15 protein-coding genes and 1 riboswitch are annotated in these 21,164 nt (G+C 70.2%); of the genes, 2 read left to right on the top strand and 13 right to left on the bottom strand.

Going from position 1 to position 21,164, the window contains the following annotated elements:
- Positions 1–47: 47 nt before the first annotated feature.
- From atzF to HHAL_RS11890, 7 genes are read right to left on the bottom strand one after another with little or no spacing between them, the layout of a single operon-like run.
- Entirely contained in the window at positions 48–1,838 is a 1,791-nt protein-coding gene (atzF, locus tag HHAL_RS11920) for an allophanate hydrolase (RefSeq protein WP_011815147.1), read from the bottom strand.
- Positions 1,835–5,437 carry an urea carboxylase gene (uca, locus tag HHAL_RS11915; protein WP_011815146.1) on the bottom strand — a complete coding sequence of 1,201 codons (3,603 nt, stop codon included), beginning with the start codon at positions 5,435–5,437 and terminating at the stop codon, positions 1,835–1,837. Before uca ends, atzF begins: the two co-directional genes overlap by 4 nt.
- A 5-nt stretch (positions 5,438–5,442) precedes the next feature.
- Positions 5,443–6,084 carry an urea amidolyase associated protein UAAP2 gene (locus tag HHAL_RS11910; protein WP_041595709.1) on the bottom strand — a complete coding sequence of 214 codons (642 nt, stop codon included), beginning with the start codon at positions 6,082–6,084 and terminating at the stop codon, positions 5,443–5,445.
- Positions 6,085–6,098: 14 nt separating this feature from the next.
- Positions 6,099–6,836, bottom strand: a complete 738-nt coding sequence (locus tag HHAL_RS11905) for an urea amidolyase associated protein UAAP1 (protein ID WP_011815144.1) — start codon at positions 6,834–6,836, stop codon at positions 6,099–6,101.
- Positions 6,833–7,573, bottom strand: coding sequence for an ABC transporter ATP-binding protein (locus HHAL_RS11900; RefSeq protein ID WP_011815143.1), 741 nt, complete (start codon positions 7,571–7,573; stop codon positions 6,833–6,835). Before HHAL_RS11900 ends, HHAL_RS11905 begins: the two co-directional genes overlap by 4 nt.
- Complete coding sequence (locus HHAL_RS11895; RefSeq protein ID WP_011815142.1) at positions 7,570–8,394, bottom strand: ABC transporter permease; 825 nt, start codon at positions 8,392–8,394, stop codon at positions 7,570–7,572. The genes HHAL_RS11900 and HHAL_RS11895 overlap by 4 nt, the downstream gene beginning before the upstream one ends.
- Before the next feature lie 59 nt (positions 8,395–8,453).
- Positions 8,454–9,545 carry a putative urea ABC transporter substrate-binding protein gene (locus HHAL_RS11890; RefSeq protein WP_041595190.1) on the bottom strand — a complete coding sequence of 364 codons (1,092 nt, stop codon included), beginning with the start codon at positions 9,543–9,545 and terminating at the stop codon, positions 8,454–8,456.
- Positions 9,546–9,598: 53 nt separating this feature from the next.
- A riboswitch (guanidine-I (ykkC/yxkD leader) is annotated at positions 9,599–9,703 on the bottom strand.
- A gap of 325 nt (positions 9,704–10,028) precedes the next feature.
- Here HHAL_RS11890 and HHAL_RS11885 point away from each other — a divergent pair.
- A complete protein-coding gene (locus tag HHAL_RS11885) occupies positions 10,029–11,489 on the top strand; it encodes an RtcB family protein (protein ID WP_011815140.1) in 1,461 nt (486 codons plus the stop codon).
- Positions 11,490–11,508: 19 nt separating this feature from the next.
- Here the strand turns inward: HHAL_RS11885 and cysN are convergent, their stop codons facing one another.
- Positions 11,509–13,422, bottom strand: coding sequence for a sulfate adenylyltransferase subunit CysN (gene cysN / locus HHAL_RS11880; protein ID WP_011815139.1), 1,914 nt, complete (start codon positions 13,420–13,422; stop codon positions 11,509–11,511).
- Between the two features lie 2 nt (positions 13,423–13,424).
- Positions 13,425–14,339 carry a sulfate adenylyltransferase subunit CysD gene (cysD, locus tag HHAL_RS11875; protein ID WP_011815138.1) on the bottom strand — a complete coding sequence of 305 codons (915 nt, stop codon included), beginning with the start codon at positions 14,337–14,339 and terminating at the stop codon, positions 13,425–13,427.
- Positions 14,340–14,562: 223 nt separating this feature from the next.
- Here cysD and HHAL_RS11870 point away from each other — a divergent pair, with 223 nt between their 5' ends.
- A complete protein-coding gene (locus tag HHAL_RS11870; RefSeq protein ID WP_011815137.1) occupies positions 14,563–14,802 on the top strand; it encodes a hypothetical protein in 240 nt (79 codons plus the stop codon).
- 46 nt (positions 14,803–14,848) lie between these two features.
- On the opposite strand, the gene HHAL_RS11865 is transcribed toward HHAL_RS11870, so the two are convergent.
- The 4 genes from HHAL_RS11865 to glnE all read right to left on the bottom strand — a co-directional run bounded on the left by HHAL_RS11865 (position 14,849) and on the right by glnE (position 21,130).
- Positions 14,849–16,615 carry an SLC13 family permease gene (locus HHAL_RS11865; RefSeq protein WP_011815136.1) on the bottom strand — a complete coding sequence of 589 codons (1,767 nt, stop codon included), beginning with the start codon at positions 16,613–16,615 and terminating at the stop codon, positions 14,849–14,851.
- A gap of 4 nt (positions 16,616–16,619) precedes the next feature.
- On the bottom strand, positions 16,620–17,219 hold the full coding sequence (gene cysC, locus HHAL_RS11860; RefSeq protein ID WP_011815135.1) for an adenylyl-sulfate kinase: 600 nt from the start codon (positions 17,217–17,219) through the stop codon (positions 16,620–16,622).
- A 14-nt stretch (positions 17,220–17,233) separates the two neighbouring features.
- The gene (locus HHAL_RS11855) at positions 17,234–18,154 is read right to left on the bottom strand and encodes a branched-chain amino acid transaminase (protein WP_011815134.1); all 921 of its coding nucleotides are present in this window, start codon (positions 18,152–18,154) and stop codon (positions 17,234–17,236) included.
- A 120-nt stretch (positions 18,155–18,274) separates the two neighbouring features.
- On the bottom strand, positions 18,275–21,130 hold the full coding sequence (gene glnE, locus HHAL_RS11850) for a bifunctional [glutamate--ammonia ligase]-adenylyl-L-tyrosine phosphorylase/[glutamate--ammonia-ligase] adenylyltransferase (protein WP_011815133.1): 2,856 nt from the start codon (positions 21,128–21,130) through the stop codon (positions 18,275–18,277).
- Between the last annotated feature and the right edge of the window lie 34 nt (positions 21,131–21,164).

Genomic DNA, 21,164 nt, shown 5'->3' with positions numbered 1-21,164 from the left:
CCTTTCAGCGTGCGGTAGCCGGCGAACGCCGGCATGGTACCACCGCCTTACCCGCTCACGTAGCGCCGCCAGCCGCCCAGGTGGGTGATCTCCTCGGCGCCCTCGGTCGCCGCGGATTCACAGAGGAAACCCGGGATCCAGCGCCCGTCGGCCAGTTCCACCCGGCCGATGCCCAGCGGTGCGGCGATTCCGGCCATGAAGCCGGCGACCTCCTGCGCCGGCAGGCTCCACACCTCCACCTCGATGGCGGCGCCATCCCGGCGGTCGCGGACCAGGCCGGGGCGCTGTGGTTCGCTGCCGGGCAGGGCGTAGAGCCGATAGCGGGGGGCGGTGTGCATGGTCGCCAGATGGCGGCCGCGGCGCTCGGTGAGCTGGTGGTTCAGTGGCAGCCCGCTGAGGTGCGCGCCGCAGACGGCCAGTTCGACGGCGTGCCCCGGCGCGCACGGTGGTGGCTCGGTGGGGGGCAGCGGGCGCCCGGTGGCGCCCAGGCGGTTCACAAGGGCCGCCTGCAGCTGCCCGGCCAGGCTCAGCAGGTCGGTGTCGTAGAACGCCGGGGCGAAGAGGGTGACCCCGAATGGCAGGCCGTTGTCCTGGAACCCGGCCGGTACCGCTACCGCGCTGCAGTCGAGGAGGTTCATGAAGTTGGTGTAGTAGCCGAGTTCGCTGTTGCGTGCCACCGGCTCGGCGGCCACGGCTGCCTGGCTGGGCAGGGTCCCGGCGGTGGGGGTGATGGCCAGGTCCACCTCTTCCCAGGTCGTCTCGGCTTGCCGGCGCAGGGCCTGCAGGCGGTAGGCGGCCTCGAAGGCGTCGGCGGCCAGTGGTTGGCTGCCGGCGCCAATGATCTGCCGTGTGACCGGCAGCAGGCTCTCCGGCTGTCGATCGATGAAGTCGCGGATGGCGGCGTAGCGCTCCGCCACCCAGGGGCCCTCGTAGAGGAGCCGCGCGGCCTCGAGGAAGGGGCTGAAATCCCGCTCCACCGCCACACCGCCCAAGGCCTGCAGCCGCGCCACGGCGCGTTCGAAGAGCCCCGGCGTGGCCTCGTTGCCGAAGAAGGCGCACTGCTCGCTCGGCGGTACGGCAAAGCGGAAGCCGTGGGCCGGGATCCGCCCCGGCCCGAGGGCGGGCGGTTGCGCCCGGCGGGCGTAGGGGTCGGTGGCGTCGTAGGCGCCGGCAGCGGCCAGGATGTGCCCGGCGTCGCTGGCGGTGCCGGCGAAGATCGATACCGTATCGAGGCTGCGGCAGGCCGGCACCACCCCGCGGGTGCTCAGGCGGCCGCAGGTGGGCTTGAGGCCGATCAGATTGTTGAAGGCCGCCGGGACCCGTCCCGATCCGGCGGTGTCGGTGCCCAGGGCGAAGGGCACCTGGCCGAGGGCGGTGGCCAGCGCCGAGCCGGAGCTGGAGCCACCGGCGATGTAATCCCGGTGGAAGGCGTTGGGGCAGGCGCCGTAGGGCGAACGCGTGCCGACCAGACCGGTGGCGAACTGATCCAGGTTGGTCTTGCCGACGGGCACCGCCCCGGCATCGATCAGTCGCTGGACGACGAAGGCCGACGTCTCCGGGGTGTAGGCGTAGTCGGGGCAGCCGGCGGTGGTGGGGACGCCGGCCAGGTCGATGTTGTCCTTGATGGCGAAGGGCACGCCGTAGAGCGGCAGCTCCGCCGGATCGCGGTCCTCCAGGGGGCGGGTGTACGCCGCCAGTTGGTCTTCGTCCAGGACCCGGATCCAGGCGTGGTGGTGGTCGGCCAGGGCGGCCGCCCGGGCCCGGGCCAGCTCGTCGCGGAGGTTGCGGGTGCCGTTGCGGTAGGCCGCCAGCAGTTCGGTCACGGTCAGCGGGGTCATGGTGTACTCCCGTCGCTGGTCAGGGTCAGCAGGGTCTGTCCCGGGGCCACCTGGGCCCCTTCGCGGCACAGCAGCCGGCGCACGGTGCCCGCCTGATCGGCGCAGAGGGGGATCTCCATCTTCATCGACTCCAGGACCAGCAGGGTCTGGCCGGCCTCCACGGTCTCGCCCTCCGCCACCTGCAGCGACCAGAGGTTGGCGTGCACATGGGCCGCGACGGCCTGCTCGTCGGCGCCGAGCTCGACGCCTTCACCCGCTGCCGGGGGCGGCTCGCTCTCGGCTTCGTAGTCGGCCTGGCCGTTGGCGATCCAGCGCTGCCGCTCGGCCTCGAAGGCCTGCTGCTGGTGGGCCTTGAACGCCTCGATGGAGGCCTGGTTCTCGCGCAGGAAGCGGTTATAGCGCTGCAGCGAGAAGGTGGTCTCCTCGATCTCCAGCGCCAGTCCGCCGCGGGGGAAGGCGTCGCGCATCTCCAGCAGTTCCGCCTCGCTGACCTCATAGAAGCGGATCTGATCGAAGAAGCGCAGCAGCCAGGGTTTCTCGAAGGCCGGGGTGACGTGGTAGCGATTCCAGATCTGCAGTGTGCGGCCCACGAACTGGTAGCCCCCGGGCCCCTCCATGCCGTAGATGCACAGGTACGAGCCGCCGATCCCCACGGCGTTCTCCGGTGTCCAGGTGCGGGCCGGGTTGTACTTGGTGGTCACCAGCCGGTGGCGCGGATCCACCGGGGTGGCCAGGGGGGCCGAGAGGTAGACGTCGCCGAGGCCCATGACCAGGTACGAGGCGTCGTAGACGGTCCGCTTGACCGCGGCCTCGTCCGGCAGGCCGTTGATGCGCCGAATGAACTCGATGTTATGGGGGCACCAGGGGGCATCGGCGCGCACCGACTGCATGTACTTCTCCGTGGCCAGCCGGGTCTGGGAGTCGTCCCAGGCCAGCGGGAGGTGGACGATACGTGAGGGCATCTCGGCCTCGGCGAGGTCGCGCAGCTCCCCCTCGGCCTCCTCGAGGATCGTCAGCAGCCGCTCCTGGGGCAGGCGGCGTGGCTCGTAGTGGATCTGCAGGCTGCGCACCCCGGGAGTCATCTCCAGGATGCCGGGGATGGCCTGCTCGCTCAGCCACTCCAGCAGGGCCTGGACACGGAAGCGCAGGTTCAGGTCCAGCACGATGGGGCCGTACTCCACCAGCAGGTAGCGCTCCCCGGCGCTGCGGTAGGTGACGGTCACCGCTTCGGCCGCGGTGGCCTGGGGGCGCAGGGTCGGCGCCACCCGCCCGGACACGGAGTCGGGTAGCGGCGGGTCGGCCGGGGCGCCCTGGGCGATGGCCGCATCCTGCGCCTCGGCCAGACGCTGTCCGGTGGCCGCATCAACCGCCTGGAAGCGGACCCGATCGCCGGGGCGCAGCTGGCCGATCTTCCACAGGTCGGCGGTGACGATGGTGGCCGGACAGACGAAGCCGCCCAGGCTCGGGCCGTCGGGGCCGAGGATCACCGGCATGTCGCCGGTGAAGTCCACGGTGCCAATGGCGTAGGCGTTGTCGTGGATGTTCGATGGATGCAGGCCCGCCTCACCGCCGTCCGCCCGTGCCCACTCCGGTTTGGGGCCAATCAGCCGCACGCCGGTGCGGCTGGAGTTGTAGTGCACCTGCCAGGCGGTGGTGAAGAACGTGTCGATATCCGCCTCGGTGAAGAAGTCCGGGGCGCCGTGGGGGCCGTAGACGGCGCGGAGGGTCCACTCTTCGCCGTAGGCAGGGACGCCGTTGGCGGGCAGGGCGGTGAGCGGCCGGTCCGGTTCCGGGCCGAGGTGCAGGACATCACCGGTCTGCAGGGCGCGGCCGCCGTGGCCGCCCATCCGCCCGAGCGTGAAGGTGGCGCGGCTGCCCAGGTGCAAGGGGACGTCGACCCCGCCGCGGAGCAGCAGGTAGGTGCGCACCCCCGGGCCTGCGGCGCTGCCGAGCCGGAGCCGGGCCCCGGCGGGCACGGCCACCGCCTGCCAGGGTGGGACAGGGCTGCCGTCCAGCTCGGCGGGCATGGTCGCGCCGGTCAGGGCGATGGTGGTGGCGGTGTTGAACTGCAGGGTGGCGCCGCTGGCGGTCATCTCCAGACCGGCGGCCCCTTCCGGGTTGCCGACGATGCGGTTACCCAGACGAAAGGCCAGGGCGTCCATGGGGCCCGAGGGCGGGACGCCCACCTCCCAATAACCCACCCGCCCCGGCCAGTCCTGGACCGTGGTCTGGGTGCCGGGCTGGAGGACATCGATGCTTGCCGGGCGGTAGGTGAAGCGATCCAGGTAGCGGGTGGTGGCCCGGCCGGCGGCGAAGGTTTCATCCTCGGCGATCGCGCGCAGATAGGGCAGGTTGGTCTCGACGCCGTGCAGCGCGGTCTCGCCCAGCGCCTGGCGCAGGCGCTGCAGCGCATCGGCGCGATCCGTCCCGTGGACGATCAGCTTAGCGATCATCGGGTCGTAGTGCGGCGAGATCTCGCTGCCGCGCTCCACCCAGGTCTCGATGCGCGCCGCGTCCGGGAAGCGGACCTCGGTAAGCAGGCCGGTGGCCGGCTGGAAGCCCTTGCCCGGGTCCTCGGCGTAGAGGCGGGCCTGGATGGCGTGGCCGCGGTGCCCGGGGCGGCGGGCTGCGAGGTCGGTGAGGGTGCCCGCGGCGGCTTCCACCATCCACCCGACCAGGTCGATGCCGGTCACCGCCTCGGTGACTCCGTGCTCGACCTGCAGCCGGGTGTTCATCTCCAGGAAGTAGAAGGCCCCGGTATCGGCATCCAGGATGTACTCCACGGTCCCGGCGCTGCGGTACGCCACCTGCCGGCCCAACCGCTCGGCGGCGTCCAGCAGGGCCTGGCGGGTGTCCGCGTCGAGGCCGGGGGCGGGGGTCTCTTCGACCACCTTCTGGTTGCGCCGCTGCAGCGAGCAGTCGCGCTCGCCGAGGGCGATGACCGTGCCGCATCCATCGCCGAAGAGCTGCACCTCGATGTGCCGCCCGTGCTCGACGTACTTCTCCAGGAACAGCCCGTCGTTGGAGAAGTTGTTCGCCGAAAGCCGGCGCACCGAGTCGTAGGCCTCGCGCAGGGCGGCTGCGTCGTGGCAGAGCTGCATGCCGATCCCGCCGCCGCCGGCGGTGCTCTTGAGCATCACCGGATAGCCGATCCGGGCGGCCTCCGCCACGGCCTCGTCCATGCTGTCGAGTAGTCCGGTCCCCGGCAGCATGGGCACGTCACTGGCCTCGGCCAGGGCGCGGGCGGTGTGCTTGAGGCCGAAGTCGCGCATCTGCTGCGGCGTCGGTCCGATGAAGGCGATGCCCGCCGCCTCGCAGGCCTCGGCGAAGGCGTCGTTCTCCGACAGGAAGCCGTAGCCGGGGTGGATGGCCTCGGCACCGGTCTGCTGCGCGGCCGCGAGGATGGCGCCGTCGTTCAGGTACGACTCGGCGGCGCTCGGCGGGCCGATGCAGACCGCCTGGTCCGCCTGGCGGACGTGGAGGGAGTGGCGGTCCGCCTCGGAGTAGACGGCCACCGAGGCCACGCCCAGCCGGCGCAGGGTGCGGATGATCCGACAGGCGATGGCACCACGGTTGGCGATGAGGACCTTGCTGAACATGGCGGTTACTTCCAGACGATCATCTCGAGGGGGGTGGGGTTGTAATCGCTGCACGGGTTGTTGAGCTGCGGGCAGTTGGAGAGCAGCACCAGGACGTCCATCTCGGCACGCATCTCCACGTACTTGCCCGGACCGGAGAGGCCGTCCTGGAAGCTGAGGCCGCCCTCGGGGGTGAGCGGGACGTTCATGAAGAAGTTGATATTCGGCCCGAGGTCGCGCTTGCCCAGCGGGTAATCGCTCTCGGCCAGGGCGATGAGGAAGTTGTCCCGGCAGTTGTGCATGGGCTTCTTATCCAGGGCGTAGCGCACCTGGTTGGACTCGGCGGCGCAGGCGCCGCCGAGGGTATCGTGGCGGCCGCAGGTGTCGGCCGTGAGGGTCAGCATCGTCCGGCCGGCGGTGGAGAGCAGCCGGCTGCCGGTGCTCAGATAGGCGCTGGCCTGCTCGCGGACGGTATCGACGGCGCTGTAGCGCTCCCCGCTTGGGTTGTCGAGGCTGTAGAAGAGCGTGTCGGCGGCCTGGTTGCCCTCTAAATCGACGATGCGCAGGGTCTGGCCGCGGCGCAGCTCGCCCAGCCACGGTTCGCCGGCGGGGACGGTGACGCGGTAGAGGGCATCGCGGGGCTCGAGCGGGCTCTCGACGAGGTTCATGCCGGTCATGGCGCTTACTCCTGGCAGTGGTAGGCGATGGTGTTGGCGTAGGCGCGGGCGTTCTCCGGGTGGCTGGTGAGGCAGGGGTCTTCGGCGGCGACCGGTTCCGCCCGGTAGACGGTGAGGTCGACCGCGCCGGGGGTGTAGGTGGGCCCGGGATCCATGGGGTGGGGCGCGGTCTGCAGGATCAGCAGAGTGTCCATCTCGGCCCGCAGGTCCACGTGGGCGCCGGCTCGGCTGTGGTCCGGGATGAAATGCAGGGCGCCTTCGGTGTCCGCCTGGACCTTGCTGAAAAAGTTCACGTTGGGGACCAGATCGGCGCGCCCCAGGCCCCACTTGGCCATCTCGATGAGGAAGAGTTCACGACCGCTGCGGTAAAAGTCGTTGAGGTGCTCCTGGTAGCGGGCCTGGCCATAGGTGTGGCGCACCCTGGCGGCGTCGCTGATGCCGCCGATGGGGTCGTGCCAGTCGAGGCTGTCGCTGGTGATCGAAAGCATCACCCGCCCCATGTCCGAGTAGAGCATGTGGCCGGCGGACAGCCGCGAGGTGTGCTGGCCTTTCAGGGTGTCCGGGGCGTTGTACCGCTCAAGCGGGTTGTGGGGGTTGTACAGCAGTGCCGCGGCGTTGGCGGTGCCGTCGACGTCGGTCAGGCGGACGGCGAAACCGCGGCTCAGGATCAGCGATGCGTACCGGGCGCCGGGGACGCGTTCCCGGTAGACGATGCGCTCCTGGGGCAGTGAGGGGGTGCTCATGGGGAAGCCTCCGCGTTGCGGTCGAGGGGGATGTCGTAGGTGATCTGTGCCCCGTAGGCCTCGGGGGCGTGGGGGTCGTGGCGGACCTTGTCGAAGACGAGCAGCCGGCTGCCGAGGGTGAAGCCCTCCTGCAGGTCGTGGGTCACCATGAAGACGGTGACCCCGGTGCGCTGCCACAGGGACTGGATCAGCGCGTGCATGTCCTGCCGGATGCCGGGGTCGAGGGCGCCGAAGGGCTCGTCGAGGAGCAGGACCCGCGGGTCCTTGACCAGGGTCTGGGCGATGGCCAGGCGCTGCTGCATGCCGCCGGAGAGTTCCGGCGGGTACTTGTCCAGGGCGTGCTCCAGGCCGACCGACTCCAGGGCCGTCACCGCCTGCGCCCGGGCGGTGCGCCGCGCGGCACCGAAGAGGCGGCCTAGCCACGGGGCGTCGGCCAGCTCCAGGCCGAGGAGCACGTTCTGAACCGCGGTGAGGTGGGGGAAGACCGAGTAGCGCTGGAAGACCACCCCGCGGTCCGGCCCCGGCTCGCCGGGCAGGGGCGCGCCGTCCATGAGCAGGCGGCCGCGGCTCGGCGCCTCCTCGCCGAGGAGCATCTTGAGGAAGGTGGTCTTGCCACAGCCCGAGGCGCCCACGAGGGTGACGAAAGAGCCGGCGGCGACCTCCAGCGACAGGTTCTCCAGGACGACGTCGTGGCCGTAGGATTTCCAGACGTTCTCCAGGCGGATGGTGGCACTCATGAACGGGCGCTCCTTCCGGCGTACCAGGGGAAGAACCAGCGATTGACCCCGCGCAGGGTCAGATCGAAGAGGAAGGCGAGCAGGGTGATCCACGCCACGTAGGGGAGGATCGTCTCCATATCCAGGTAGCGCCGGACCAGGAAGATCCGGTAGCCGAGCCCCTCAGTGGCAGCGATGGCCTCCGAGGCGATGAGAAACAGCCAGGCCGCCCCGAGGCTCAGCCGCGTGGCGTCGATCAGCCGGGGCAGGGTCTGCGGCAGGATCACCCGTAGCACGATCTGCCAGGTCGATGCGCCGAGGGTCTGCGCCTTGATCAGCTGCTCACGCGGCAGCTCTTCGACCCGCTGCTGCAGGTCGCGCATGATGAACGGCGCAACACCGAAGACGATCAGCATCACCTTCGCCAGCTCGCCGACGCCGAAGGCGATGAACAGGATCGGCAGCACCGCCAGCGGCGGGATCATGGCCACGGCGGTGACGAAGGGCGAGAAGGTACGCCGCGCGTAGGGCAGGCAGCCGTTGAGGATGCCGACCAGCAGGCCGATGGCGGCGGCCAGGGCCACGCCCATGCCCAGCCGCCCGAGGCTGGCACCGGTGTCCAACCACAGGAGGACCTCACCGGTGCGCCGACTCTCCTCGGTGGCCAGGCGCAGGAAGGATTCGATCAGCGTGATCAGCGACGGCAGCACCGGGTCGTTGGGATTCTCGGCCAGGCGCTGCGACGAGGCGATGGTGTAGGCCACCAGCGCCAGGACAAAGGGGAGCATCGCCAGGGCGGCGCCCCCGACCCGGCCGGGGTGGCGGTTGATCAGGCGTTTCATGGGTAGGCGCTCCTGCTGCCGATGAGGCCCGGGGCGGACCCGCCGCCCCGGGCAGGGCGTTACAGCTCGCCTTCGGCGGCCTTGCGCATGAAGCGGTCGGTGAAGCGCAACTGGACGTTGTTCGCATCGCCCAGGGTCGAGCCGTCGGCGAGCTCGATGCCGACGAAATCCGGGCTCGGGGCGCGCTCACCGAGCAATCCGTGCTGGTAGGCGAACTGGCGGACGTTCTCCATGGTCTCGGCGGGCTGTTCGCTGGTGACGAAGTCCACCGCTTCGGCGGGGTCGTAGAAGAACGTGGTCGAGGCGAGCTGCTCCTCGTAGCCGGCCAGGTCGGTGCCCGCCGCCTCGGCCATCGCGGTGCGAGCGGCCTCGCCGGCGGCATCGTCGCCGGACATGACGTCCATGATCTCGTACCAGGCGCCGGTCAGCGCCTTGCCAAGCTCCGGGTGCTCTTCAAGCACTTCGGTGCGCACGCCGAGCAGGTCGATGATCTCGCCGGGTACGTCCGAGGAGTCGAAGACCACATGGGCGTCGTCCTGTCGGCGGATCTCGCCCAACTGTGGGTTCCAGGCCACGGCGGCCTGGACATCGCGGGAACGGAAGGCCCCGACGATGTCGGCGTCGGCGGTGTTGACCACCTGGACGTCCCGCTCGCTCAGCCCCACCGAGTCGAGGGCGCGGGCGAGCAGGTAGTGCGATACGGACAGCTCGACCAGGTGGACGCGTTGGCCTTCGATGTCGGCCAGGTCGTCGGTCCCCTCAAGGACCACGCCGTCGTTGCCGTCGGAGAAGTCGCCGGCGATCAACGCGGTGGTATCCACGCCGCTGGCCGCCGGGATGGTCAGGGCGTCCATGTTGGTCAGGGTGACGCCGTCGAAAGAGCCGGCGGTGTAGAGGTTGATGGACTCGATGTAGTCGTTGATCTGCACCACATCGATCTCGATGTCGTACTTGTCGGCCCACTTGTCGACGATGCCTTCGGCCTCGCCGTAGCCCCAGGGCATCCACCCGACGTAGATGCTCCAGGCGATGCGGAAGGAGTCGCGTTCGTCGGCGGTGGCTGCGAGCGGCAGTGCAGCGGTGCCGAGGAGGGCGGCGGCGGTGCACAGGTGGGTGAGTCGTTGGCGTAGCGGGCGTCGTTCGCGGCTCATGGGATCTCTCCCTCGGGGTTGCCGTTGGGTCAAAAGCGGGAGCATCGATCACGATCTCCCGGGCTTTTGTCCCTCCGTGTAACCCCCCTCTGGGAGAGGTCGGCGACTCTCGGACCAGGCTCCGCATGCCTGCGGACGGAACCCTAGACGCCTATTGCGGCCAGATTGTCAGCGGTGACGCTCCGGGGCGGACCTCCTGGGCCGCTGCCCTTCGCGGTCGATGCCTCCGCTGCCCGTTATCCAAGCAAGACGCGGGCCAAGTCCCTTGATAACCGGAGATCAACAGGTTATGCGGTCCTCGGTGGCGAGGTGCGGGGTGGCCGGGGATCGCGCGCCCCGTTGCTGTGCCTCGGCACAGGGCGGATGCACCACCATGGGGCGCGTCGGGCAGGCTAACCTTGCCGGAGGGGGAGGCCGTCACCGTCCGGGCCGGTGGGCTTGGTACGGTGATCGGGCAACGGGTGCAACCGCTAGGAGACGGGGATGGTCAAGCGTATCGAGGCCGCTGAAGGTCTGGAGTTGGAACGGCTCGACAGTTGCCGCTGGCGGTTGCCGCGGCAGGGGCGGATGCAGGTAGACGGGTTGATCTTCGCCAACGACGCGTTGATTGAGGACATCCGCGATACCGAGGCCGTGCGCCAGGTGGCCAATGTGGCCTGCCTCCCCGGGGTGGTCGGGCGGTCCATCGGCATGCCGGATATCCATTGGGGGTTCGGCTTCCCCATCGGAGGCGTGGCCGCCTTCGATCCGGACCAGGGGGGCGTGATCTCGCCCGGAGGGGTGGGCTACGACATCAACTGCGGAGTCCGGCTGCTGCGGACGCCGCTACAGGCCGAGGACCTGGGCGCCCACCTGCCGCGCCTGATGGATCGACTCTTCGAACGCATCCCGGCCGGCATGGGCCGTGGGTACGGCGACACCCTGCTGCGCAACCGGGATATGCGCCGGTTGCTGCGCGAGGGGGCGGCGTGGGCCGTGGAGGTGGGGCTGGGCGAGCCCGAGGATCTGGCCCGGATCGAGGACCGTGGGTGCCTGCCCGGCGCCGACCCCGAGGCGGTCAGCGATCGGGCCATCCAGCGCGGACGGGATCAGGTCGGTACGGTGGGATCCGGCAACCACTTCATCGAGATCGGCTGTGTGGACGATGTCTACGACGAAGCCGCTGCCCGCCGCCTGGGGCTCGAGGCGGGGACGCTGACCGTGATGATCCACTCCGGGTCACGCGGGCTCGGTCACCAGGTCTGCGATGACTTTCTGGTGACCATGGAGCGGATCACCGGGCGCAACGGCATCGAGCTGCCCGACCGTCAGCTGGCCTGCGCGCCGCTGAGCTGCTCCGCCGCCCGGGACTACCTGGGGGCCATGCAGGCCGCCGCCAACTTCGCCTACGTCAACCGCCAGGCGATGACCCAGCAGGTGCGCCGGGTCTTCGCCGAGGTGCTGGGGGAGGAGGCGCACCTGGAGCTGGTCTACGACGTCTCCCACAACATCGCCAAGTTCGAGCGCCATCGGGTCGACGGTGAGGAGCGCGAGGTCTGCGTCCACCGCAAGGGCGCCACCCGCGCCTTCCCGCCCGGCCACCCGGAACTCCCCGAGGATCTGCGCGGGCTCGGGCAGCCGGTGCTGCTGCCCGGCGACATGACCCGCTACTCCTACGTCCTGCTCGGCACCCAGGGCGCCTACGCCGAGACCTTCGGCTCCTGCGCCCACGGCGCCGGACGCCGTCTCAGCCGGCGCCAGGCCAAACGCGCCGCTGAGGGGCGGGACTTGGATGCCGAGCTGGCCGAGGCTGGTATCGAGGTGCGCGCCTCGTCCCGGCAGACGGTGGCCGAGGAGCTGGCCGAGGCGTACAAGGACGTGTCCGATGTGGTGGACGTGGTGGCCCACGCCGGCATTGGCCGCCGGGTGGCCCGCCTGCGTCCGCTGGGGGTGCTCAAGGGGTGAGGAGAGGGCGGGGGCTGCGCTAGCGCAGCACCCCGCGCTCCTCCAGGGCGGTGAGGATCTTGCGCACCGAGGTCTCCAGGTCCTCGGCCACCGTGTCCACGCGGACCTCGGGCTGTTCCGGCGCCTCGTAGGGGATGTCCACACCGGGCAGGCCCTGGATCTCGCCAGCGTCGGCGCGGGCGTAGAGCCCGTCCAGGTCCGCGGCGCGGCACGCGTCGATGGTGGCGTCCACGTGCACCTCGATGAACTCGCCGGGTTCGACCCGCTCGCGGACCATGGCGCGGTCGTCGCGGTACGGCGAGAGGCTGGCGCAGACGGTGATCAGCCCGGCGTCGACGAACATGGTGGCTGTCTCGGCCATGCGGCGGATGTTCTCGGCCCGCGCGTCGCGGCTGAAGTCCAGGTCGTGGCTCAGCCCGTGGCGGACGTTGCCCGCGTCGATCAGGTAGCTGTGGTAGCCGCGCCGGAACAGCGCCTGCTCCAGGGCGTTGGCCAGGCTCGACTTGCCGGAGCCGGACAGCCCGGTGAGCCAGACGATGCACGGCCGCTGCCCCTTCTGCCCGGCGCGCTGGGCCTTGCTCAGGGCCAGCCGGCGGCGCGGGACATCGGTCTCGGCGCCGGCGGCCTCGGTTGCCGCGCGGGTGACCATGCCGGCGCCGACGGTGTGCAGGCTCATCCGGTCGATGACGATGAACGATCCGGTGTTGGCGATCTCGTCGTAGGGGTCAAAGGGCACCCGGGCGGAGAGCTGGACGCGACACAGGCCGATCTCGTTGAGCCCGAGTTCCTCCACCTGGTGGTGCTCGAGGGTGTTGACGTCGATGCGGTGGTGGATCCGTTCGACCACGGCCGGGACGGTGGCCGTGCCCAGCTTGATGTCGTACTGGCGTCCGGGCAGCAGCGGTTGCTCGGCCATCCACACGATGCGCGCATCCAGGGTGTCGTCCACGGTGGCCGGGTGGGTCGGGCTGGCCAGGACATCGCCGCGTGAGACGTCGATCTCGTCGGTCAGGGTGACGGTCACCGACTGCGGCGGAAAGGCCACGTCGAGGTCGCCGTCGTAGGTGACGATGCGCGCCACGCGGCTGCGCAGCCCGGAAGGCAGGGCCACGACCTCGTCCCCGGGGCGCACCGTGCCGGCGGCCAGGGTGCCGGCGAAGCCGCGGAAGTCGTGGGAGGGGCGGACCACAGTCTGCACCGGCAGGCGCAGATCGCGCAGATTGCGGTCGGCCTTGGCCTCCACGGTCTCCAGCAGCTCCATGAGCGTTGGGCCGTCGTACCAGGGCAGGTGCTCGCCGCGGTGGACGACGTTATCCCCCTTGAGCGCGGACAGCGGCACGCAGCGCACATCGGGGATGCCGAGGCGGCGGGCGAAGGCGGTGTACTCGTCGCGGATCGCCTCGAAGGTGCCCTGATCCCAATCGACCAGGTCCATCTTGTTGACGGCCAGCAGCACGTGGCGGATCCCCAGCAGGGCGCAGATGTAGCTGTGCCGCCGGGTCTGCACCTGCACCCCGTGGCGGGCATCGACCAGGATCACCGCCAGCTGCGCCGTCGAGGCGCCGGTGGCCATGTTGCGGGTGTACTGCTCGTGGCCCGGGGTGTCGGCAATGATGAACTTGCGCCGGTCGGTGGAGAAGTAGCGGTAGGCGACATCGATGGTAATGCCCTGCTCGCGCTCGGACTGCAGGCCGTCGACGAGCAGCGCCAGGTCCACGTCGTCGCCGGTGGTGCCGTAGCGGGTGGAGTCCTGCCGCACGGCGGCCAGTTGATCCTCGTAGACCAGCGCCGAGTCGTGCAGCAGCCGGCCGATGAAGGTGCTCTTGCCGTCGTCCACCGAGCCGCAGGTGATGAAGCGCAGCAGGTCCTTGTGCTCGTGCTGCTTGAGGTAGCGCTCGATGTCGGTTTCGATGAGATCGGAGGCGTGGGACATGGCTAGAAGTACCCCTGGCGTTTTTTCTCTTCCATCGACCCCGCCGAATCGTGGTCGATGACCCGCCCCTGCCGCTCGGAGGTGCGGGTGAGCAGCATCTCCTGGATGATTTCCGGCAGCGTGTCCGCCTCGGAGCGGATCGCCCCGGTGAGCGGATAGCAGCCGAGGGTGCGGAAGCGGACCTTCTCGTAGCGCGGCTGCTCGCCTTCCTCGAGCGGCATGCGCTCGTCGTCGACCATGATCAGGGTGCCGTCGCGGTCGACCACAGGGCGCTCGGCGGCGTAGTAGAGGGGGACGATGGGGATGTCCTCCAGGTAGATGTACTGCCAGACGTCCAGCTCCGTCCAGTTGGACAGGGGGAAGATGCGCATGCTCTCGCCCTTGTGGACGCGGCCGTTGTAGAGCTGCCAGAGCTCCGGGCGCTGGCCCTTGGGATCCCAGCGGTGGTGGCGGTCGCGGAAGGAGTAGACGCGCTCCTTGGCGCGGGATTTCTCCTCGTCGCGCCGCGCCCCGCCGAAGGCGGCGTCGAAGCGGTGCTGGTCCATCGCCTGCTTGAGGGACTGCGTCTTCATGACGTCGGTATGGACCTTGGAGCCGTGGGTGAACGGCCCGATGCCCTGCTCGACGCCCTCCTGGTTGATGTGGACGATCAGCTCCATGCCCGACTCCCGCGCCATGCGGTCGCGGAAGGCGATCATCTCGCGGAACTTCCAGGTGGTGTCCACGTGCATCAGGGGGAAGGGCGGTGTGCCCGGGTAGAACGCCTTGAGCGCCAGGCGCAGCATCACCGAGGAGTCCTTGCCGATGGAGTAGAGCATCACCGGGTTGTCGAACTCCGCGGCGACCTCGCGGATGATGTGGATGCTCTCCGCCTCAAGCTCCTTGAGGTGGGTGAGCCGTGCCTCGCTGATCTCCATACCGTTGACCACCTGACCGAAAGCCCGCGTTGGCCGAGCATTGTAAAGGATCGCCCGACGCAAGCGTCAGGGCGGATGGTTCTGTCCTCATGGCCATGGCTCTTGAGGAGGGTGCCCCGCCGCTTATCATCCCGGCCCGGGCATCCTGGATGGACCCTTCCCGACCGGCGCGCGGTGTGCCAACTTTTGACGCAGGATCAGGCCAGGAACAGGAGAGACCGTCATGACCGTGCTCGCACGCAAGACGGAGTGGAACGAGGTCCGCCTGCCGCCGGAGATCGCCGGGCGGTTCTCGGATGTCGATTACTTCGAGGTGGTGGTGACCCGCAAGGGCCGGTTGCTGCTCTCGCCGGTAAACCCGGAAGAGAAAGAAGAGCGCGTCAAAGAGGAGATCCAGGACCTCGGCGTGGCCGAGGACGATCTGCGCGCGGCGGCCGCGGCGTTGCTGGGCAAACGGGGTTGACCCTCTCTGCGCGCCCTGCGCATTGCAACCCGAGGTTCCATTCCGCCTAGAACGGCCACACCCACGGGATCACCGCCAGCGCTACGGCTGCGGTGACCAGGTTCAGCGGCAGGCCGGCGCGCAGGTAGTCGGTGAAGTGGTAGCCGCCGGGGCCGTAGACCATCAGGTTGGTCTGGTAGCCCATGGGGGTGGCGAAGCTGGCCGAGGCGGCCAGCATGATGGCCACGGCGAAGGGGAGGACGCTGACCCCCAAATCCCCGGCCACCGAGCCGGCGATCGGGACCATCAGGACCGCGGCGGCGTTGTTGGTGATGACCGCGGTGAACAGCGCTGTGACCAGGTAGATCACGGCCAGGTTCAGCCACGGCTGCTCGCCTGCGAGGCCAAGCAGGCCGTCGGCGATGGTGTGAGCCAGTCCGGTCTGTTCCATGGCGGCGCCGATGCCGAACGCCGCGGCGATGGTCAGGATCACCGACCAGTCAATGGCCTGCCGGGCGGCGTTGAGGGTCAGGCAGCGGGTGAGCAGCAGTGCCGCCCCGGCGGCCAGGGCGCCTTCGAGCATCGATAGCCAGCCGACCCCGACGATGCCGAGCATGGCGCCCAGGATCCCCAGTGCCAGCCAGGCGCGGTCGTGGCGCGGCACCGCCGCGCCCTCGATGGCGCGCACCAGCAGGAAGTCGCGGGCGTTGCGCTGGCGCTCGACGAAGCCTTCGCCGGCCTCCAGGAGCAGGGTGTCGCCGGGGCGCAGGATGATGTCGCCGATCTTGCCGTCGACGCGCTCGCCGTTGCGCGCCACGGCGATGACCACCGCGTCGTAGCGGGTGCGGAAGCGGCCATCGCGCACCGTGCGGTTGGCCACCGGGCAGGTCTCCGAGACCACCACCTCGACCAGCCGGCGATCGGAGCGGCGGCCGTCGAGCTTGAAGACCTGGTTGGTGGCGGGGGTGAGGCCGCGGATCTTCTGCAGCTCCACCACGGAGTCCACCACCCCGACGAACACCAGCCGGTCGCCGGCGCGCAGCTTCTCCCGAGGCGAGACGGCGGGCAGGATCTCGCCGCCGCGGTCGATCTCCATGAGATAACACCCGGGCAGGTGGCGCAGTCCGGCGCGTTCGATGCTCCGCCCGACCAGTGGGCCCTCGGCCTCGACGATCATTTCCACGGTGTACTCCCGCGGGTCGTCGAGGGTCTCCGCCGCGGGGCGGCGGTCGGGCAACAGCCAGTGGCTGGTGGCGAACAGGAAGGCCAGCCCGGCGATGAGCACCGGGATGCCGACCCAGGCCAGCTCGAAGAGCATGAGCCCTTCACCGGTGCGCTGCTCCAGGGCGCCGTTGACGACCAGGTTGGTGCTGGTGCCGATGAGCGTGCAGGTGCCGCCGAGCATGGCGGCGTAGGACAGGGGCAGCAGCAGCTTCGATTCGGCCAGGTTGTGCTTGCGCGCCCAGTCGCCCACCGCCGGGATGAGCATGGCCACCACCGGGGTGTTGTTGAGGAAGGCCGAGAACCCGGCCACCGGCAGGGTGAGCCGGCGCTGGGCATCGAACAGTGAGCGGGGCCGGCCGAGCATGCGGGTGCTGATCCACTGCACGCCGCCCGTCTCGCGGATGCCGGCGACGACGACGTAAAGGGCGGCCACGGTGAGAACGCCGGGGTTGGAGAGGCCTTCAAAGGCCTCCCGCGGTCCCACCACGCCGCTGAGCAGCAGCACGGTCACCGCGCCCAGGAAGGCCATGTCCGGGGCCACGCGGGTGGTGATCAGGGCGGTCAGCAGGGCGACGACGACCGCGGCGGTCAGGTACGCCTCCCAGCCCATGGCGCTAGACCACCCCGCGTTTGCGGAGGGTCTGCAGCAGGTGCTCGGTGGCGGCCGCCACCGAGCATTGGTCCGTGTCGATCACCAGATCCGGGTGTTCCGGAGCCTCGTAGGGGTCGTCGATGCCGGTCATCCCGCGGAGGTCGCCGCGCCGGGCGCGGGCGTACAACCCTTTGGGGTCGCGCTGCTCGCAGGTCTCCAGGGCGGCGCGCACGTGGACCTCGAGGAAGCGCTCGGGGCCGACGGTTTCGCGCACCCGGTCGCGGTCGACGCGGTAGGGCGAGATGAAGGCGGTGACCACGATCAGTCCAGCGTCGAGCAGCAGCCGGGTGACCTCACCGATGCGGCGGATGTTCTCCTGCCGCCCGGCGGTGGAGAGGTCCAGGTCGCGGTTGAGGCCGTGGCGGATGTTGTCGCCGTCGAGCAGGAAGCTGTGGTGGCCGCACTGGTGCAGGGCGTGCTCAAGGGCGTTGGCCAGGGTCGACTTGCCGGAGCCGGACAGGCCGGTGAGCCAGACCACCATTGGGCGCTGCCCGAGGGCCGCGGCGCGGTCCTCGGGCTGGACGCGGGTCTGATGCCAGACGACGTGGGGCTGCTCCGGCATGGCAGCGCGTCGGCTCAGACGAAGGTGAGCCAGTCGGTGTGGGACGGGTCGCGCCCCTCGACCAGATTGAAGTAGCGGGACTGGAGTCGCTCGGTGATCGGGCCACGGTGGCCGGGACCGATGGTCCGGCCGTCGAGTTCGCGGATCGGGGTCACCTCGGCCGCGGTGCCGGTGAAGAAGGCCTCGTCGGCGATGTAGACCTCGTCCCGGGTGATCCGCCGCTCGCGCACCTCGATGCCCTCTTCGGCGGCGAGCCGCATGACCGTGTCCCGGGTGATGCCCTCCAGCGCGGAGGTGAGCGCCGGGGTGTGCAGCACGCCGTCACGGACCATGAAGAAGTTCTCGCCGGAGCCCTCACAGACAAAACCGTCCACGTCGAGCAGCAGCGCCTCGTCGCAGCCGGCACGGGTGGCCTCCTGGACGGCGAGCATGGAGTTCATGTAGTTGCCGTTGGCCTTGGCCCGGCACATGGCGATGTTGACGTGGTGCCGGGTGAACGAGCTGGTCTGCACGCGGATGCCGCGCTCGCGGCTCTCATCGCCGAGGTAGGCGCCCCAGTGCCAGGCGGCCACCATGGTGTGGGTGCGCAGGCCGTCGGCGTGCAGCCCCATGCCCTCCGAGCCGTAGAACGACATCGGCCGGATGTAGGCGCTGGACAGCCCGTTGCGGCGCACCGCGTCGATGCAGGCCTGATTGATCGCCTCGGGGCTGTGGGCGATCTCCATGCCGAGGATCTTGGCCGAGTTGAACAGCCGCCGGGTGTGTTCCTCGAGCCGGAAGATCGCCGGCCCGTGCTCGGTGGTGTAGGCGCGGAGGCCTTCGAAGACGCCCATGCCGTAGTGGAGCGTGTGGGTCAGGCAGTGGACCCGGGCCTCGCGCCAGGGCAGCATCTCACCATCGAGCCAGATGTAACCGTCGCGATCGGCGAAGGACATGGAATGAATCTCCGTCGGTAGTCGTCGGGACCTGGGTGCCGCGCCGCAGTTTGCCATACTTGCCGGCCCGATGCCCCCCGCCCCCCTCGTTCGCTCGGGGGATCGGCGCCGGCGCCCCGCCTACCCCTCCATGATCCGTTCCCAGATCGCAGTGACCGCCGCTCGTTCGTCCTGCAGCTCCTCGCTGTCGAGCACCGCGTCCTGATCCTGCAGGGCGAGCTGGTGGACGCGACGGCGGTAGGCCCGGTAGGCACCGGCCAGGCGGTTGGCGTCCGCCTCGGCCAGCCGCCCCGCCTGAACCAGCTGCCGCAGCAGGCGGATGTTGTCCGGGTAGCGGGTCAGTTCCGGGTGGTCGTGGGCGGCATTGAGGACGCCGAATTGGACCAGGAACTCGATGTCGGTCAGGCCGCCGCGGTCGTTCTTGAGGTCGAATCGCCCCGTCTTGCGGCTGCCCTTCTCCTTGCGCTGGCGCTCGCGCATGCTGCGCACGCTCTCGCGCAGGGAGCCGGTGTCGCGGCCCTGGCAGAGGACCTCGGCGCGGATCTGTTCGAAGGTCTCCCGCGGGCCGGGATCGCCGGCGACCGCCCGGGCCCGGACCAAGGCCTGGTGCTCCCAGGTCCAGGCACCCTCGCGCTGGTACTGCCGGAAGGCGTCCAGGGTGGTGCTCATCAGCCCGGCGTTGCCCGAGGGGCGCAGTCGGGTATCGACCTCGTAGACGATGCCGCCGGGGGTGACGGTGTTGAGGACGTGGACCACGCGCTGGGCGAGGCGGGCGAAGAAGACCTGGTTGTCGACGCTGCGCTCGCCGTCGGTATGCTGCGCCTCGCCACGGCTGTCGTGCAGAAAGACCAGGTCCAGGTCGGAACCGTAGCCCAGCTCCAGACCGCCGAGCTTGCCGTACCCCGCCACCGCGAAGCCGGCCTCGCGCCGTTCGCCGCCGTCGGTGCACATGGGGCGGCCGTGGCGGTGCACCAGGTGTTCGCGGCAGACAACGACGGCCCGCTCCAGGGCCACCTCGGCGAGCTGGGTGAGGTAGTCGCTGACCACCATCAGCGGCGCGGCCCCGGAGACATCGGCGGCGGCCACCTTGAGCTGATTGGCCTGCTTGAACTGGCGCAGCGCCTCCATCTGCTGCTCCAGATCGTCGGCGGCGATGCGCCGTAGCCGGGTGTCCAGGTCCGCCTCCAGAGCGTCCCGGCCGAGGGGTTCGTAGAGGGTGCGGGGATCGAGGAGTTCGTCCAGCAGCAGCGGATGGGCGGTGAGGAAGCGCGCCACCCAGGCCGAGCCGTCGCAGAGTTGGACCAGTTGCGAGAGCGCCATGGGGTGCTCGACCAGCAGTGCCAGGTACGCGGTGCGCCGGGCCACCGTCTCGATCAGATCGAGGACCCGCGTCAGCGCCAGCTCCGGACGGCGGGCGCGCACGCAGGCGTTGATGACCAGGGGCACCAGCCGGTCCAGGCGGTGGCGGCCGCGGGCGGAGAGGGCGCGGACCTCGGCCCCCTCGCGCAGCCGCTCCAGACGCCGGGCCAGCTGCTCCGGGTCGGGGAAGCCGAGCGCACGCAGCCGTTCGCCGGCCTCGTCGGTGTCCAGGTGGCCGTTCCACACCAGCTCGGCCGGGTCTTCGGCGTCCTCGCTGTCCTCGGCCTGAGGGGCGGCGAAGACCTGTTCGAAGTGGTCGTGGGTATGCCGGCGGACCTGCTCGAGTTCTGCCTCGAAGGCGTCGGCGTCGAGGTGGCCGGCACCCAGTGCCACCCGGGCGCGGAGGACCGGATCCTCGGGTACGGTGTGGCTCTGTTCGTCGGCGAGCATCTGCACGGCGTTCTCGGCCTGGCGCAGGAAGCGGTACCCGCTGCGCAGCTCGTCGACGGCGTGCTCGGGCAGCAGCTGTTGCTCAGCGATGGTCTCCAGGGTGGTCATCAGCCGCCGTGAGCGCAGCCGTGGCTCCCGCCCGCCGCGGATGAGCTGGAACGCCTGGGCGACGAACTCCACCTCGCGGATGCCGCCGAGGCCGGTCTTGATGTTGCGCGCGGTGCCGCGGCGCTGCACCTCGCGGGCGATCATCGCCTTCATCTCGCGGATCTGCTCCAGCGCACCGTAGTCCAGGTAGCGGCGGTAGACGAAGGGGCGCAGGCTACGGGTCAGCTCGTCGCCGGCGGCGTAGTCGCCGCCGACGCAGCGCGCCTTGATCATGGCGTAGCGCTCCCACTCACGGCCCTGGCTCTCGTAGTAGGTCTCGACCGCGGAGAAGGGCAGGGCCAGGGGGCCGGCGTCGCCATTGGGGCGCAACCGCATGTCGACGCGATAGGGCTGGCCGTCGGGGGTGATCTCGCTGAGCGCGCCGATGAGCTGCCGGCCGAGCTTGACGAAGAACTCGTCGTTGCTGCGGGGCCGGTTGCCGTCGGTCTCCCCGGTCTCGGGGAAGGCGAAGATCAGGTCGATGTCCGAGGAGAAGTTGAGTTCGCGACCGCCGAGTTTGCCCATGCCCAGGACCACCAGGTGCTGGGGATCGCCGTCGGGGCCTCGCGGGGTGCCCCAGCGCTCGGCCAGGGCGCGGTGGAGCCAGTCCAGGGTCAGATCGATGCTCGCCTCGGCCAGGTCGCTGGTCTCCTCCAGCGTCTCCTCCAGCCCGGCCCAGCCGGCCAGGCTGCGGTAGGCGATGCGCACCATCTCGCGACGCCGGAAGCGGCGCAGGGCGCGGTAGAGGCCGGCCTCGTCGGCGGTCTGATCGAGGAGCGCTCGCAGGCGCTGCCGGTGGCCAGTCTCGCCGTAGGCTGTGAACAGGTCGCCGCTGTCGGCGAGGTCGTGGAGCAGCCCCGGCTCTCGCTCGGCGACCGCCTGGGCCACGAAATCGCTGGCGGCGACGACTCGGGACAGGGTGGTGGCGATGCGGTCGTCCTCGGGGACCGCGCCGGCCTCTTGCAGGGCGGCCAGATGGCGCTCGCTGATCTCCCGGAGCGGTGTGGGCAGTGTGTCCATGCCCGCAGTTTCGGCGCAGGCGCGGGGCGGTGTC

Source organism: Halorhodospira halophila SL1 (genome assembly GCF_000015585.1).
Lineage (GTDB): Bacteria > Pseudomonadota > Gammaproteobacteria > Nitrococcales > Halorhodospiraceae > Halorhodospira > Halorhodospira halophila.
Note: the sequence above shows the minus strand (reverse complement) of the source record. Positions and strands in the feature narration are given on the sequence as shown.